Origin of the sequence: [Clostridium] clostridioforme AGR2157 (assembly GCF_000424325.1) — a bacterium.
Lineage (GTDB): Bacteria > Bacillota > Clostridia > Lachnospirales > Lachnospiraceae > Enterocloster > Enterocloster clostridioformis_A.
Genome location: NZ_AUJR01000032.1, coordinates 12,027 through 28,854, shown reverse-complemented (window position 1 = coordinate 28,854; position 16,828 = coordinate 12,027). Strand labels below are relative to the sequence as shown.

The window sequence follows — 16,828 nt, the reverse complement described above, 5'->3', positions numbered from 1 at the left end:
GTACACTGTCTACTCCACTGCCAAAGCGCACAGGAAATCATTCTGCAGGTTCTTAAAATACTCCGTGGCATCATTGAGTCCCATCTTCTGTGTTTCCTGGGTCTGAGGGTCATAGAGGGTCACATTATACTGGTCGTAGCCGGACAAAAGCACATACTGGCCTGATTCCACATAAGCAATCACAGGTATACCCTTGTCAATATAGTACAGAATCTGGTTCAGGCTGCATCCCCCTGCATCGATGAGTATAAGTCCGTTCTCATAGACACGGCTGCCGTCAAATGAATCCAGGTACTTTGTAACCTTCCTGGCCTCGTCCACCGGGGCTTTTATATTGCGTATGGGCTGCCTGTTGATTCTGTCCCACACAATATGCTGGTTGCTGTCCGTCACATAGCCCATCTGACCATAGGCCATCTCCACTGCCTGGCTGAAGGTTCTGGATGAGCCAATATAATGTCCGCCCCCGTAAGCCCTGAATACCATGCTGTTATCAGATGACGCGGAAGCAGCACTCCCCGTATCCAGAACGCTTGTATATTCATAGGAAAATGCCTTTGGCGCAGATGTATGGACCTTATCCCCGTGTATTTCCGAATCTGCCTGGACAAAATAAACCTTTCCCTTATCCTGGGAGGCAAACCAGCCGATTCCCTCTAAGGGGTCCTTATCAACCCTCTGGTTGCATACAATAGTATCCTCGTTCTGATACAGATACTGATTTTCTCCCAATGGAACCAAACGTTTCAGGTGAATCCTCCCATCCTGCGCCACTACATCCGTTATATAGATGCCGTCCTTCTTGTATTCGCTCTCCACCTGCATCTGTGTATCCACAATGTACATTGCATACATAGGCATACCCTTCAGGCGGCCGTTGACAATCCACTTATCCTTGGAACTGCTCAGCCCATATATCAAATCATTTCCAACAAATCCCAGTACTCTGACATAATCATTTACCTCTCCCACGATTTCCTGGTTCTGGGAAGTATTAAAATCCATGACATGGACCTTCTGGGATTCATACAGGTTCTGGCCTTCCTGCCATGCAAACCGGCTGGCGTCCCCGCTGACAGCATAACTTCCCTCCGTCAGACCCTGGGCCACTACAAGGGATTCATTGCTCTTAAGGTCAATACCGTATACAGTGCCCTGAAGCATAATGTACATCATGTCATTTTCACTGAGATAGGACAATTTGTCCACGTCTGCTTTCACCATCTCATAGGATTCAGATGCAGGCAGGAAAAACTTCTCCTGAACCGTGTCCTGTTCCTTATCATAATGGTAAAATACAACACCCATCCGGCCCTCGTATTTGCCCCTGTTCATATATCCATACACCAGGAAATCAATGGAACCATCGTCCTGCACGGACAATATCTTTATATCATGTCTGTCGTAACCGCTTCTTACCCTGTCGTCTGAATTGCTTCTGAATGAAAATACACATACTGCCTGTTTATCATCATAATCATAACACCACAGATCTCCGCCTGTTTTAAACGCCACATAATTGGACTTTGGACTCTTCATGGTCCTTACCTTGTGGTCATTGGTGATTCCAAGAAGAATCTTTTTGCCTGAAAATGACTGAGGACCTCCGTCAAATTCTTCATTCGCATTGCGCTCATAATTCATCAGGTAGATTCTCTGTTCATTCCACTTCATGGTGAAATTATCCTCTGCATTTACCAGTGAACGTGTTCCGTCCTCCTCATTAATGGCAACCTGATACCGAATCTGGATTTGTCCCATGATGCCGTCAAACTCCTGAAGTGTCACCTGGGGCTCACCCACCATCTCCACATCCAGGCCATCCCAGGTCAAATGACTGAAACTGGCCCTGATGGTAACATGCCCCAAGGAGCTGTTATCCTCTGTGTCATTGGTTTCCAGATAGGACACCAGGTCCCTTGCCTGATTATAATCCAGGCTCTTCCTGGTAAACTCCTCAGCCATCCGGACCATATCCGAAGCATAGGTGTTATCCGGCCACATGATTCTGGTGTAATAATGTATTTCCTTTTCCCCTGTAGTCACTGTGATTGACAGAAGATAAGTTTCATTCCTGGCCAACAGGTTTTGAATCGGCAGCACTGCACTGACACTTCCGTCCCCGCTGTCCCACTCTTCCACCTCAGTCCGCTCCACCAGCCTGTCCAGAGTAAGATTCCTCACTTCGTAACTGATGCCTGTAATGGTATTGCCATACTCCTGAATCCGGATATGCAGCCCACGGTCTTCAGGCAGCACAGAGATGCTTTCCCTGGCTGCCTGATTCCCCATCTCCTGCATGTATCCGTGCAGGCAATTGATTTCCTGACTGCCCAGTTGTGTATAAACCACTGGCAGAGACGGTTCTTCCATAGATGTATATACAGCTGATTCTTTTTCCATTGTGTTTCTGGCACTGATGAAATATACAACCAATGCCCCTATGAATATCAGGAACAAAATCCCTGCTTTTTGCAATATTTTTTTCATATGTGATTTTTATCCTTTATACTGGTTGCTCTGTATCATTTCTATTTTATATAATATCCATTAAAACTACAACTTAATCTTTTCGGAATTTTATTAATAATATCTTTGCTGCTCCTATAAAGCGCACAGGCCTCTGGCGCATCTTCGGTGGAACATCTCGTTCAACAGAAGCACCTTAACCATGTCTCTTAACCAGGATGGTTTGTTTCCGTGATTAGGAGGCGGCGGAACCGGCCTTGGGGGCCTGGGTGGTCTGGGGGGCTGCGGTGGTCTTGGGGGCTGCGGTGGTCTGGGGGGCTGCGGCGGCCTGGGGGGCTGCGGCGTTGGCCTTGGCGGCTGCGGCGGTCTCGGCGGCTGCGGTGGCCTCGGCGGCTGCGGCGGTCTGGGGGGCGGCGGCGTTGGCCTTGGCGGCTGCGGCGGTCTCGGCGGCTGCGGCGTTGGCCTCGGCGGCTGCGGCGGTCTGGGAGGCGGCGGCGTTGGCCTCGGCGGCTGCGGCGGCCTGGGGGGCGGCGGCGTTGGCCTCGGCGGCTGCGGCGGTCTCACTGGTCCAGGTCCTCCCATAGGTGGTCTGCCCGGATTAGTTCCTACCGGCGGTCTCACTGGGCCGGGTCCCATAGGCGGTCTGCCTTGGCCGGGTCCCATAGGCGGTCTGCCTTGGCCGGGTCCCATGGGCGGTCTGCCTTGGCCGGGTCCCATGGGCGGTCTCACCGAGCCGGGTCCCATGGGCGGTCTCACCGGGCCGGGTCCCATAGGCGGTCTCACCGGGCCGGGTCCCATAGGCGGTCTCACCGGGCCGGGTCCAATAGGCGGTCTGACTGAATTATTTCCCATGGGCGTTCTGCCTGACCCCTGCCCCATATTAGGTCTTCCACCCATTCTTCCATTTCCGGGAAAGCCAGGTTCTATAGCTCTCATTTCCTGGGTCTCCATTATGTTTCCGGAAGGATTTACCACGGACTCCCTGTATCCCTGGAAACCATATTGGATATTGGAAATGGTCTGCTCCTCCTGTAATTCTTCAGTGTTTTCTATGTCCTCAGTCTCACCTATGTCTTCCGCCTCACTTATGTCATCTGCCGGAACATTTCCCAATTCCTGCTCCCGCTCTACTTCCAACTCATCATCCTCTGTAAACGAATCCTCATCCAGCCGTTTCATATCCTTTTTGAGTTCTGCCATTTCCATAACAGATTTATCATTTTCTGATATGTTCCACATGCTCCTGACCTTTTCCGCGCCTTCGGATGCAATCACCGTATCACAAATTGTATCACAAAGCCGGTTAATCATCATATGGTCAGGATACTCATCATACATGGGACTGTTTTTATAATCCAATCTGTCGCAAGCTTCTGCCACATACCCCTGTAGAATTCGTATTCCTGATGGATACATGCTTTTCAGGTATTCAATGTCCTGCATCTACTCTCCTTTTTCCAACTTTCTCTTACCAATATCATATGCAGGCTAAATCCATTATGCGCCAACTTTGCTCTCATTTTACAAAATAAATAAAAGACCAGATGTTTTCCAGTCTTTTACAATTAATATACGTTTAATTTTTCTTAATATAACCAAGAGCCTGTTCCAATGCCTCCTGTTCCTCATTCCCCAGAACAATATCGGTCTGTCCCATATCCACCACCTTAATATACAGATAGCACCCCTCTCTGCTGTGAACACAGTTTAATACAAAGCCGCTGTTTGTATAATCCAACATGGCAAAAGCAAAGCTGAGGTTTCCTCCCATCCCTTTAAAGGCATTGTACTTGACAAGCCCATACTTTTGGAATGAGGCTCTCTGATTCCGGTTCAATGTTCGGATGGAATCCTTATTCGACCTGTCCTCGGCCCTTAAATCCCTGATTTCTTCAATCTGGTCCAGAATGACATCTTCCAGAGTCTCTGCATCTTTTCCTCTCATAAAATAGTCATATTGGCGATCCAGCCTTCTTACTTTTGTCATTGTTGTAATCGTCAATATCAGCAGCAGAACCACTAATATCAATAATCCCGCTATTATGTATGCAGGATCAAAGGGAATTTGATTTAAGATGCTGTTCTCCATATAATATCCATCTCTCCTTTGTACCTAGCGAATTGATTCAATCATTTCTACAATCCGCTCTAATTCTGCTTCAGAATAATATTCAATTTCAATGCGTCCTTTATTTTTATCCTTGTTGTGGATGCTGACCTTTGTACCCATGACGCTTTTCATACGTTCTTCCAAACTCTGATATATCAAAGCCAGGGCCTCGTCCTTAGATTTATCCTTCTTCTCTTCCCCGGTCTCTGCTTCCTTTGCAAGGCGCTTTACAAGACGCTCTGTTTCTCTGACACTGAGCGATTCATCCAATATCATTTTTGCTGCCTTCAGCTGAAGCCCTTTATCCTCCAAGGACAATAAAGCCCTCGCATGACCGCTGGAAATAAGATTCTGAATCAGCATTTCCTGTATCTGTCCGTCCAGTTTTAAAAGGCGCATGGAATTGGTAATGGTAGCTCTGTTTTTTGATACTCTGGCTGCAATTTCCTCCTGAGTCAGCTTGAATTCTGTCACCAGACGCTGATAAGCCAATGCCTCTTCAATAGGATTCAAGTCAGCTCTCTGCACATTTTCAATCAGTGCTATTTCCATGCTTTCCTGCTTATTGTACTCCCGCAACACAACGGGTATTTCCTTTAATCCGGCTATCTTGGCTGCACGCCATCTGCGTTCTCCGGCAATAATCTCATAAAATGTCCCCTTTTTCTGAACCAAAAGGGGCTGTAAAATACCGTATCGTTTGATGGAATCAGCCAGCTCAGCCAACTGCTCCTCATTGAAATCTTTTCTGGGCTGTTCTCTATTGGGTTCAATCAAAGCCATTTTCACCATCAATTCCCCGCTTTTGCCATCCCCTTTTTCAGACGTAGCCGCTTTTGCTTTTGCAATCTCCTCTTCGCTTTCCTTTATGACATCTTCTCCAAAGATGGCTCCCAATCCTTTACCCAATCCTTTTTTAGCCATTACAACTCTTCTCCTCTGCTCATTACTTCTGCCGCAAGCAACCTGTAGCTCTCGGCCCCCGTTGATCTGGAATCGTAAAGATTAATAGACATTCCATGGCTGGGTGCCTCAGCCAGACGTACGTTTCTCGGTATAATGGTTTTATAAATTGTTCTGTTCAAACTGCTCTTAACACTTTCCACTACTTCCAGTGACAGATTTGTTCTTGCGTCATACATGGTAAATACCACGCCTTCCAATTCCAACTCCGGATTCAACTTTCTTTTAACCAGATCCACTGTCTTTAATACCTGATTGAGTCCCTCCAAGGCATAGTATTCACACTGTATAGGAACCAGTACGGTATCTGCTGCCGTCAGTGCATTTATGGTCAATATATTTAGAGATGGGGGACAATCAATGATGATGAAATCATATGTATCTCGAACTTGATTTAGATAGCTGCTCAAAAGCTTTTCCTTATTCTCGACTTCCTGAAATTCAATCTCCGCTCCTGCCAGGTTCATATCAGAAGGAAGCACATCGAGATTCGGCTGTATTTCCTTAATAATACATTCGTCCACAGATGCCTCTTCAATCATCATATCATAAACAGTTCTATTAAAATCTTCCTGTTCCAGCCCCAGTCCGCTGCTGGCATTTCCCTGGGGATCAAAATCCACCAGCATAACATGTTGTCCTGCTTCAGCCAAACAGGCAGAAAGATTAATGGCTGTAGTAGTCTTACCTACTCCACCCTTCTGATTGGCTATTGTTATGATTCGTCCCATATGTATAAATTCCTTTCTCGAAAAAAACAAACCTTTCTTCGATTACTTTTACGATTATAACACAAGTCCTATTCTTTTCCTACGGGAAATTAGGAAAAAAGGAGAATTTTCATGTTTTATACAAAAAAATGTTTCACGTGAAACATTTTTAAGGCAGAAAAGTGGGCATCCTAATCTTCGTGTCTTAATAATAATTTAATTCTCTAACAGTTGTAATAGCCCCCAGCTTGTATTATAATGGAGATAATCAAAAGATCGGTTATATAATATGTAATTTCAGGAGACTATTGAATGAAAACCAGGAATAAATTACTGACCTTACTTATACTGTCATCCGGAGCTGCTGCTACTACTGCTCTGATTAACAAAGCGATAAAACTTTCGGCCACGTCCCGAAATGTATTGGAAGAACCAGAGGCACTGTGTTATAAGTGGCGTTTAGGAAATATACATTATACTAAGACAGGTACCGGTAAACCGATTCTGTTGGTACATGACCTTGCTCCTGCTTCCAGCGGGTACGAGTGGAAGAATTTGGTTGGTAAACTTGCGGAGATATATACTGTATATACCATTGACTTACTCGGTTTTGGCCGCTCAGAAAAGCCTAATCTTACCTACACCAACTATCTCTATGTGCAGCTTCTATCTGATTTCATAAAATCAGAGATAGGACATAGGACCGACATGATTGCCAGTGATTCCTCTGCTGCGCTGGGTATCATGGCTTGCAGCAATAGTCCCGAATTATTTAATCAGTTATTATTCATAAATCCGGAGAGCCTTCTGTCCTGTAGTCAGGTGCCTGGAAAGAATGCAAAGCTTTACAAGATTATATTGGATTTGCCCATTGTCGGAACCTTGATATATAATATAGCCTGCAGTAAACAGTTCATAGCAAAAGAATTTTTAACTAATTACTATTATAATCCTTACTCAGTAAAGACCAGGATAATTGATGCATATCATGAATCGGCCCATTTAGGCGAATCGCCCAAGTCTGTCTATGCCAGCTTAAAATGCAATTATGTTAAATGTAATATAGCGGCTGCCTTAAAGAAAATTGATAACAGCATATATCTGTTAGGCGGAGGTGCCATAGATGATATAAGTGAATGCATGGAAGAATACAAAGAATACAATCCTGCTATTGAATGTACTGTTGTACCCAATACAAAATTGCTTCCTCATTTAGAAAAACCCGCAGAAGTATTCGATGTGATTCAAACTTATCTATCCTAAAGCAAGAAAATGTTTCACGTGAAACATACGGTTCGGTATATACTCCGAACCGTTTTTACTATCATTGCTGTACGATGAAGCCCTTTGATTAATTACAGAATATATATTCAGAAAGGAAACCACAATATGCTGCGAATTGGATGCCATTTGTCCTCATCAAAAGGATATCGGGTCATGGCTAAGGATGCAAAAAAGATAAACGCAAATACTTTTCAGTTTTTTACCCGTAACCCACGTGGAGGGAATGCCAAAGCCATAGATGAAAATGATGTAAAAGAATTTTTGATAGAAGCCCAATCACTGGATATTAATCCTATATTAGCCCACGCCCCTTACACGCTAAACGCCTGCTCGGCTGATTTTAAATTAAGAGACTTTGCTAAACGAACCATGGCTGATGATTTAGTAAGAATGGAGTATACACCTGGTAATATGTATAATTTCCATCCGGGAAGCCATGTGAAACAAGGAACTGAAATTGGCATTAAATTTATCGCTGAAATGCTAAATGAAATTCTTTCTCCGGAACAGACCACTACTGTTCTGCTTGAAACAATGGCAGGAAAAGGCAGTGAGGTAGGAGGAGCTTTTGAAGAATTAAGACAGATTCTTGATTTAGTTGACTTAAATACCCACATGGGTGTTTGCCTTGATACCTGTCATATATGGGATGGCGGATATGATATAGTCAACCATTTAGACGATATCTTGACAGAGTTTGATAATAAAATTGGTTTAAAACTTTTAAAGGCCATACACTTAAACGATAGCCAGAATCCATTAGGTTCACATAAAGACAGACATGCGAAGTTAGGTGAAGGGTATATAGGATTAGACACTTTCAAACGAATTGTCACACACCCGGAATTGAGACATCTCCCATTTTATCTGGAAACGCCTAATGATTTGGATGGATATGCACGTGAAATACAAATGATGCGTGAGGCGGCAGATTAAATCAATGAATTAATAAGAAAACCGGCAGGTTACGTGGGCCATGGAAACGTGCGTAAATGACTCCAACGCTCCTTGCCGGTTTCCCTGCGTAAATATTAAAAACACAGTCGAAAACGCATTCTGACCCGCTATAAAAAGTTAAAAGAGATGAACGTTTACCGGTGTCAGCAGCGGGATATGGGCTGACAAATGGTTTACCTATATTCCCTTTACCCTCACTAATGCACTCCCCTCAACCACCTCTACCCCAAAGGCTCCTTAGTCGGCATCCCCGCCTTTCTCGGATACTTCTTAGAAATCTCTTTTACCTTCTTAATAACTACCAAAGATCTGGAAACATCTGTACCGGGCAGCATGAATTTATCTACGAATCCAAGCTCTCCACCCAATATGCTAACAGCTTTACCGGCAGACTTCAGCTCACTTTCTATTTCTCCGGATTTATAGGGAACAAAGAAACCGCCAATCTTCACAAAAGGCATACAATACTCAGACAGTGAAGCCAAAATTGCCACAGCCCTGGACACACACAAATCATACATTTCTCTGTGCTCTTTCTGCCTTCCTATATCCTCCGCTCTCCCGTGAATAAATTTCACATTCTCTAATCCCAACTCATTGCAGACTTCCTCCAAAAATTTGACCCTCTTATTTAATGAATCCAGCAAGGTAAGTTTCATTCCGGGAAATGCTATCTTAAGAGGTATCCCGGGAAATCCTGCGCCTGTACCCACATCAATAACCGATTTCCCCTTCAACATACATTCCTCATAAACGCCGCTGCCGCAGCATCCTTCACCGGAATCCATTACCTTTTTCAATACCCTAAAAAGTGACATGCTGTCACTAAAATGTTTGGATACTACATCCGCCTCATCTGTTATGGCTGTCAGATTCATTACCTTATTCTTTTCCACCAGCATTTCATAATAAATGAAAAACTGCTCCAATTGTTTCTCACTTAATTTTATCCCCAGAAGACCAAGCTCCCGGTCCATCTGCTGTCTAAATGTATCTGTCATATCAGACCCTCTCACTGCTTTCTTGTAAAATGCACCAGCAAAACAGATATATCCGCCGGTGATACACCTGATATACGGGATGCCTGTCCAATGGTAGCCGGCTGCACTTTATTCAACTTCTGCACTGCCTCCCTGCGAAGGCTGTTGACTCCCGAATAGTCAAAATCCTCCGGCAGCTTCTTATCCTCCAGCTTCTTAAACTGTGCCACCTGCTGCATCTGGCGCTTTATATAACCTTCATATTTAATCTCAATATTAACCTGTTCTCTGACATCATCAGGAAGTTCAGGCCTGTCCTCATCCAGTTCCGCCAGTTTATCGTAATCCAATTCCGGCCTCTTGACCAGCTCAGCCAGTGTGATTCCGGACTTCAATAAGGTACTCCCATGTTTTTTCAAAAAAGTTTGTACCTGGTCGTTCACTCCTATAACAGTCTTTTCCAGCCGTTTGAGCTCTGACTGCATATCATCCATCTTCTTTAAAAGATGTTCATACTCCCCATCGCTTACCAGGCCGATATCATGACCGATTTTCCTGAGTCTGATATCTGCATTGTCCTGGCGAAGCAAAAGCCTGTACTCTGCCCTGGAAGTCATCATTCGGTAAGGCTCGTGGTTTTCCTTTGTTACCAGGTCATCAATAAGAACGCCTATATATGCCTGTGAACGGTCCAGAACCACGGCCTCCCGTCCCTGTATCTTCATCACTGCATTCACGCCAGCCATGAAGCCCTGGACAGCCGCCTCCTCATACCCTGAGCTTCCGTTAAACTGCCCGCCTGCAAACAGACCGGAAATCTTCTTAAACTCCAGGGTAGGCTTAAGCTGAAGGGCGTTAATGCAGTCATATTCAATGGCATAGGCATTTCTCACTATCTTTACCTTTTCAAGTCCCGGAACCGTACGGTACATTGCATACTGTACATCCTCCGGCAGGGAACTGCTCATGCCTCCCAGATACATCTCATTGGTGTAAAGGCCCTCCGGCTCCACAAATACCTGATGACGGTTCTTATCCGGAAATTTGACTACCTTATCCTCGATGGAAGGACAATATCTTGGTCCGGTTCCCTCAATGGCCCCTGAAAACAGAGGTGAGCGGTCCAGATTATCCTTGATGATGCGGTGGGTATCTTCATTCGTATACGTCAGCCAGCAGGAAACCTGTTCCTTCTGGATTTCATCCGGATTGGTTGAAAAGGAAAACGGCACCACCCGGGAATCCCCAAACTGCTCTTCCATTTTGGAAAAATCAATGCTCTTCTTATCCACTCTGGCCGGTGTCCCTGTCTTAAACCGGAACATCTCAATCCCATTTTTCTTCAGGGAATCCGTAAGATGGTTGGCTGCCTGAAGGCCGTTAGGTCCTGTAGGATTGCTCACATCCCCATAGATACACCTGGCCTTCAGATACGTTCCTGTGCACAGAACCACAGCCTTTGCGTGATACACTGCGCCGGAAAACGTCTTTACGCCCCTGATTTTCCCATCCTCCGCCATGATTTCGGACACCTCTGCCTGACGTATGGTGAGATGCTCTGTGTTTTCCAGGGTCTTTCTCATGTGCCTGCTGTAATCCTGCTTATCAGCCTGAGCCCGCAGGGAATGAACAGCCGGTCCCTTGGATTCATTGAGCATCTTGGACTGTATAAAGGTCCTGTCTATGTTCTTCCCCATCTCTCCGCCAAGTGCATCCAGCTCCCTGACCAGATGACCCTTGGAGCTCCCTCCAATGTTAGGATTACAGGGCATCAGCGCTATGCTGTCCACGCTGACAGTAAACATGATAGTTTCCATGCCCAGTCTTGCACTGGCCAGGGCGGCCTCGCATCCTGCATGGCCGGCACCGACAATCACCACATCGTATGTTTCTTCTAAATAAGGCATCATTCCACGTTCCTCTTCCATATACATGAGTCAAATTTTACCGGTAACAACTTACAGCCCATCCTTCACAATCCCGCGGATATGAATGCAGGCGTGCTCTGACGTAAACCCCCCTATTTACCCATACAGAATTTTCCAAATATCTCATTCACAACATCATCATCCACTGCCTCCCCTATAATGAATCCCAGCTGTTCATATGCATTCATCAGGTCAATGGAATAGAAATCCTCAGGCATACTGTCTTCAACGCTTCCCTTTACCATCAAAAGGCTCTCCAGGCACTGCTCCAGAGCCTCCTTATGGCGCGCATTGGTAATGTAAACCTGGTCATTAAAAGACAGGTCGCCGTGATAAAACAGCTTCTTGATTTCCTGCTCTAACAGCTCAATTCCCTGTTCTTCCTTTGCCGAAACAGGGATCACCTTATGGCCGCAGAGCTGTTCCAGCTCCTCTGTACCCACTTCCAAATCCAAATCCGATTTATTCAGCAATACAATGGTTTTTCTGCCACGGATAAAATCCATGATTTCCCTGTCGCTTTCATCCAACGGCCTGGAACCATCCACCACACAGATAATCAAATCAGCGTCCCTGGCCGCTTTCAGCGCCCGGTCCACACCGATTTTCTCCACCACATCCTCCGTATCCCTGATTCCCGCCGTATCCACCACATTAAGGCTGATTCCCTGCAAATAGATATGCTCTTCCAGAGTATCCCTGGTGGTTCCCGCAACCTCAGTGACAATGGCCCTCTCCTCTCCTAAAAGCACGTTCATCAGAGAGGATTTACCTGCATTTGGCTTGCCCAGTATGACTGTCTTTACCCCTTCGGACATAACCCTGCCGTCATCCGCGGACAGGAGCAGCTTCCTCACCTCATCAATCATTGGTACCAGAGCTTCCATAAGCTGACTCCCATATCCATCAAGTGATATATGTTCCGGGTCATCCAGAGCTGATTCGATAAACGCAATCTGATACAGTATCTGGCTGCGCAGCTCCTTAATCTTATTGGATACCGAACCGCTCAGCTGGCTCACGGAGCTTTTTAACGCATATTCATTGGTGGCATGAATCACATCTGCCACCGCCTCGGCCTGAGACAAATCCAGCCTTCCATTTAAGAAAGCCCTCTTTGTAAACTCTCCCGGCTCAGCTGTTCTGGCTCCCGCGTGAAGAACGGTCTCCAGAATCCGCCTGACCATAAGTACTCCCCCGTGGCAGTCAATCTCCACCGTATCCTCAGCCGTATAGCTGTGGGGTCCCTTCATGATGATAACCAGGGCCTCATCCACCCTCTCATCCCCGTCATATATATACCCATAATGGACTGTATGGGACTGGGAAAGGCTCAGTCTGACCCTCTCTCCCTTCCTGTTCCGGAATATGGAATCAATCACGGAAAATGCGTCCTCTCCGCTGATTCGCACGATTCCGATTCCTGAGTTGCTCATGCCTGTAGCTATGGCCGCAATCGTATCTGTCTTCATAGGCTCTCCTCACAATAGAGCAAAAAGGCCGTCGCTTCAGCAACAGCCTCTTAACCTGTTTCATTACTGCCTGCATCCAACCAGTCATGGATGGGCTTATTCTTCTTCACCGGCAGCAGTCTCTGCTGATGCATCTGAACTTGTCTGAGATGCACTGTTTCCATTGGTGCGGCGGTTATTCCTATATCCGCCGGAGCGGTCAAAACTTTCAAAACGTCCGCCTTTATTCCTGTCATAGCGTCCTTTACGGTCGCCGGATGCAGCCTCCTTCTTAAGCGCAATCACCACATGGCGGAAGGGCTCTTCCCCTTCGCTTCTGGTGGTCACATACTTATCATTCTGAAGGGCCGCATGGATGATTCTTCTCTCATAAGGATTCATAGGTTCAAGGGATACCGGTCTCTTAGTCCTCTTAACCTTATAGGCAATATTCTTAGCAAGGGTCTCCAGGGTTTCCTTCCTTCTCTCACGGTAATTCTCAGTATCCAGCTTTACCCTGAGATACCCTTCCGTTCCCTTGTTCATAATAAGGCTCACCAGATACTGGAGAGAATCCAGCGTCTGGCCTCTCTTGCCAATGAGGATTCCCATATCCTCGCCTTCCAGGTTTAAGGACAGCTCCTGCTCCTCCTCGTTATATGCAGCCGTGATGTTCACTTGCATATTCATTAACTCAAAAATCTGAGACAGGAAAACCATCGCCTTATCCTCAATGGACTCTTGTTTCTTAGCACGAATGATGGCAGGTTTTGCGCCGATACCAAGGAACCCTGTACTTCCTTTATCAACTACTTCATATTCCAGTTTGTCGCTGGTGGTTTCAAGTTCGATTAACGCCTTTGTAACTGCTTCGTCCACTGTCTTGGCAGTAACTGTAATCATATCCATACAAAACCCTCCTACTTTTTACCCTTCTCGTGCTTCTCATTATACTTGGAAACCATGTTAGCCTTAGCCGCCAGACTTCCGGGCCTGGCATTATCATTATAGTACTTGGTAGACTCCTCAACAATGGACTTAGTCTTAGCGATCTTAGCCATCTTGGCCTGTTCTGCCTTTTCTTCCTTTGCTTCAATTTTCTTAAGCATCTCGTCTACATTGCCCACTTTTGTAGGAGGAAGGCCTTTCTTTGCGCGCTTCTTGTTGGTCTTTTCAATGTTCTTTTGAACCAGGTCGTCAATATCAACTTTATTAAGATAAGAATTGATTCCCACCTGCTGGATAATGGTGAATACACTCTGTGCAACCCAGTAAAGTCCGATACCGGATGCAAATGAGAAACAGAAGAATACGGACATTAAAGGCATGGTCACATTCATGCTCTTCATCATGTTGGCGCCCGGAGCATCTTCAGACTGCTGGGGCTGATTGGCTGTCATCAGCTTGGTACTGTACCACTGGCTTAAACCTGCCAGCAGCGGAATGCAAAGTGCCGCAAATGCAGTCATTAGCGTGGTATTGTCAACCTTATTAAAATAGTTCATGATAACCTGCAGGGGTGTGTATGCAATATTCAGACCAAAGAAGTTCTGCATGTTCTCAATGGCATCCACCACTCTTACACCTGTCTCCGTAACTGCCTGTCCCACCGAAGAAAAGGCGTTGACCAGGGAATCCCACTGCTGTCCTGTGAGCTTATATAATAAATCAATGACTGTGTTTACATTGGTATAGTCAAATCTCTCACCCACCATCTTGTGGGCCTGTGCCAGGTCTGTAAATGCCTGAGACGCCTCATATCCGCTGGGAAGCTTGCTTACCACTGCTTCATAATATCCCCTTACGGACTGTACGTATGCAGGAATATTGTAGATGACGCGGTACAATGCGAAAATAATAGGCATCTGAATCAGGAGAGGAAGACATCCGCCTGTCATGGATGTGCCGTACTTCTCATAAACTGCCTTGATTTCAGTCTGCATCATCATGGCGTACTTCTGGTCATTTTCCTTGCCCTTGTACTTTTTCTGGATGGCTGTAATCTCGGGCTGCATGACTGCCATGAGTTTCGATGATTTCTGCTGCTTAATGGTAAGAGGTATCATCAGCACCTTGGTTACAAGGGTAAATAAAATGATGCATAAACCAATATTCAATACCCCGAAGGTACTGGTAAAACGGAACAATAAGTCCATGATCCACCCCAGGATATCAGCTATCGGCCCCAAAATACCTCCTGCTTTTGTCAATAATACTGCGCCAGCTATACTGTTCAATACACTACCTCCTTCGTTCTACGGAACTGGATCATAACCGCCTTCTGCAAATGGGTGACACCGGAGTATCCTCTTGCAGGCCAACCATGCACCCTTTAACGCACCATACTTCTTTATTGCTTCAATGGCGTATTGAGAGCATGTAGGTGTGTAAATACAGTGAGTTCTTACTTTAAGGGGTGACAGAAACTTCTGGTAGCCCCTTACCAACAAAATCAGACATCTTGCCATAATCACTTCACTTCGATTCTTTTAAAATGTGATGCAGTCCGCACAGGTGCAGGTAAGCACCCTCCAAATGTTTGTAATCCGATTGTCTGGCAGCGCCTCTTGCCACCAGGATGATGTTTAACCCAGTCTTTATTCTGTTATTGTTCAAACGGAAAATCTCTCTTAAAAGCCTTGTTATATGATGGCGGACAACGCTGTTGCCCACCTTTTTGCTCACAGATATGCCAATGCGGTTTTCATCTTCCCCGGTTTTCATAACATACATCACCAGCAGTCTGTTCGCATAGGAAGTTCCATTCCTGTATATCACCTGGAACTCACTGTTCTTCTTAACGGAAGGAAATCGTTTCATCCGAAACTCCTTACAATCAGGTTGTCAAAACACTCCCCTTTTTCCGGGAAGGTAAGAAAAGAAAAGGCCACATGATGCTGTGGCCCGTAGTTCTTTTGCTTTAAGCTTGAAACAATTAAGCGGATAATTTTGCTCTACCTTTAGCTCTTCTGGCAGCAATAACTTTTCTACCGCCTGTAGTCTTCATTCTTGCTCTAAAGCCATGAACTTTCGCTCTCTGTCTCTTCTTGGGCTGAAATGTCATCTTCATATCCGGGCACCTCCTATCAAAATTATGTGGCAATGTGAAAACACACATTTAGACTAGTATAATTAAACATCTTCTCAATTATATAGAAGAAATCCGCCTTCGTCAAGCGGATTTTCTCAAAAAATCAACAAAAAAGCAGCAAAAAAGGACAGTCTCAGAGACTGTCCCAACAAAATGTGTGCATTGCAAAACTACATTACTATATTTAGTATAAATCCGGTTCCCTGCCTATCCTCTGCTGTCAGGTATTACCTTCAGCAGGATTCCGGCCACAGCCGTCACAATGATTCCGGCCACCAGAGCTTCCGGCACTCCCTGCATACCGATGATTCCCAATATTACTCCATATACCCATTTGGCTGTCCAGCTGGCAGCGGATGCATACTGATCCCCAAACAAAATATAAATCAGGTTCATAACCAGAAGTGTGTTGGTCAGGGAGCCGGCTACGCCTGCCGCAAACAATGCGGTCCCCTGCTTATTTCTCCTGTTCTTAAGCATCCTCATGAACAGACGGTACACATAATAGGCCGCAACCCCAATAAGTATTCTTGGAACCAGGCAGATGACCAGGCTTCCCAGATTTCCGTGAAACTGCCCCATGGTAACAAAGGGCGAAAACACAAAGGACGTGGGATTTGGCATGAAGGTATTCTTCCACAAACTGGTCAGGCCGAATGTCAACCCCAGGAATGCCCCATATTTCGGTCCCAGAATAATGGCTCCGATAATAACAGGTATATGAACGGTGGTCGCATTCATGAATCCAAGCGGAATATACCCTAAGAATGGCACAAAGGCCATGATTACGATAATGGCTGCAATCACTGCTGCCAATACCAGGTTACGGGTTTTGGATAAAGTATTCATTTTTTCCTCCTGCTACTGTTCTTATGAAAAAGATAC

15 protein-coding genes are annotated in these 16,828 nt (G+C 45.6%); 2 read left to right on the top strand and 13 right to left on the bottom strand.

Features of this window, described 5'->3' with window-relative positions:
• Positions 1–9: 9 nt before the first annotated feature.
• The 4 genes from G614_RS0114265 to G614_RS0114240 form a co-directional block, all read right to left on the bottom strand.
• Positions 10–2,490, bottom strand: coding sequence for a hypothetical protein (locus G614_RS0114265; RefSeq protein WP_027642487.1), 2,481 nt, complete (start codon positions 2,488–2,490; stop codon positions 10–12).
• A gap of 1,555 nt (positions 2,491–4,045) precedes the next feature.
• Complete coding sequence (locus tag G614_RS0114250) at positions 4,046–4,558, bottom strand: DUF4446 family protein (RefSeq protein WP_002569293.1); 513 nt, start codon at positions 4,556–4,558, stop codon at positions 4,046–4,048.
• 24 nt (positions 4,559–4,582) lie between these two features.
• On the bottom strand, positions 4,583–5,503 hold the full coding sequence (locus G614_RS0114245; protein ID WP_027642485.1) for a ParB/RepB/Spo0J family partition protein: 921 nt from the start codon (positions 5,501–5,503) through the stop codon (positions 4,583–4,585).
• Positions 5,503–6,273, bottom strand: a complete 771-nt coding sequence (locus G614_RS0114240; RefSeq protein WP_027642484.1) for a ParA family protein — start codon at positions 6,271–6,273, stop codon at positions 5,503–5,505. Before G614_RS0114240 ends, G614_RS0114245 begins: the two co-directional genes overlap by 1 nt.
• 291 nt (positions 6,274–6,564) lie before the next feature.
• On the opposite strand from G614_RS0114240, the gene G614_RS0114235 reads away from it, so the two are divergent.
• Together G614_RS0114235 and G614_RS0114230 are read left to right on the top strand one after the other, a co-directional pair.
• Entirely contained in the window at positions 6,565–7,515 is a 951-nt protein-coding gene (locus G614_RS0114235; RefSeq protein ID WP_027642483.1) for an alpha/beta fold hydrolase, read from the top strand.
• Between the two features lie 126 nt (positions 7,516–7,641).
• Positions 7,642–8,472, top strand: coding sequence for a deoxyribonuclease IV (locus G614_RS0114230; protein ID WP_027642482.1), 831 nt, complete (start codon positions 7,642–7,644; stop codon positions 8,470–8,472).
• Positions 8,473–8,714: 242 nt separating this feature from the next.
• Here G614_RS0114230 and rsmG read toward each other — a convergent pair whose 3' ends face one another.
• The 9 genes from rsmG to G614_RS0114190 form a co-directional block, all read right to left on the bottom strand.
• Positions 8,715–9,494, bottom strand: coding sequence for a 16S rRNA (guanine(527)-N(7))-methyltransferase RsmG (gene rsmG / locus G614_RS0114225; protein ID WP_027642481.1), 780 nt, complete (start codon positions 9,492–9,494; stop codon positions 8,715–8,717).
• 11 nt (positions 9,495–9,505) lie between these two features.
• The gene (gene mnmG / locus G614_RS0114220) at positions 9,506–11,383 is read right to left on the bottom strand and encodes a tRNA uridine-5-carboxymethylaminomethyl(34) synthesis enzyme MnmG (protein ID WP_027642480.1); all 1,878 of its coding nucleotides are present in this window, start codon (positions 11,381–11,383) and stop codon (positions 9,506–9,508) included.
• 110 nt (positions 11,384–11,493) lie between these two features.
• The gene (gene mnmE / locus G614_RS0114215; protein ID WP_027642479.1) at positions 11,494–12,873 is read right to left on the bottom strand and encodes a tRNA uridine-5-carboxymethylaminomethyl(34) synthesis GTPase MnmE; all 1,380 of its coding nucleotides are present in this window, start codon (positions 12,871–12,873) and stop codon (positions 11,494–11,496) included.
• Positions 12,874–12,969: 96 nt separating this feature from the next.
• A complete protein-coding gene (jag, locus tag G614_RS0114210; RefSeq protein ID WP_027642478.1) occupies positions 12,970–13,761 on the bottom strand; it encodes an RNA-binding cell elongation regulator Jag/EloR in 792 nt (263 codons plus the stop codon).
• A gap of 11 nt (positions 13,762–13,772) precedes the next feature.
• On the bottom strand, positions 13,773–15,089 hold the full coding sequence (locus G614_RS0114205; protein ID WP_027642477.1) for a YidC/Oxa1 family membrane protein insertase: 1,317 nt from the start codon (positions 15,087–15,089) through the stop codon (positions 13,773–13,775).
• 18 nt (positions 15,090–15,107) lie between these two features.
• A complete protein-coding gene (gene yidD / locus G614_RS30050; RefSeq protein WP_080664513.1) occupies positions 15,108–15,320 on the bottom strand; it encodes a membrane protein insertion efficiency factor YidD in 213 nt (70 codons plus the stop codon).
• 7 nt (positions 15,321–15,327) lie between these two features.
• Positions 15,328–15,672 carry a ribonuclease P protein component gene (rnpA, locus tag G614_RS0114200; protein ID WP_002569303.1) on the bottom strand — a complete coding sequence of 115 codons (345 nt, stop codon included), beginning with the start codon at positions 15,670–15,672 and terminating at the stop codon, positions 15,328–15,330.
• 115 nt (positions 15,673–15,787) lie between these two features.
• Positions 15,788–15,922, bottom strand: a complete 135-nt coding sequence (gene rpmH / locus G614_RS0114195) for a 50S ribosomal protein L34 (RefSeq protein ID WP_002578936.1) — start codon at positions 15,920–15,922, stop codon at positions 15,788–15,790.
• A gap of 228 nt (positions 15,923–16,150) precedes the next feature.
• The gene (locus G614_RS0114190) at positions 16,151–16,792 is read right to left on the bottom strand and encodes an ECF transporter S component (RefSeq protein ID WP_027642476.1); all 642 of its coding nucleotides are present in this window, start codon (positions 16,790–16,792) and stop codon (positions 16,151–16,153) included.
• Between the last annotated feature and the right edge of the window lie 36 nt (positions 16,793–16,828).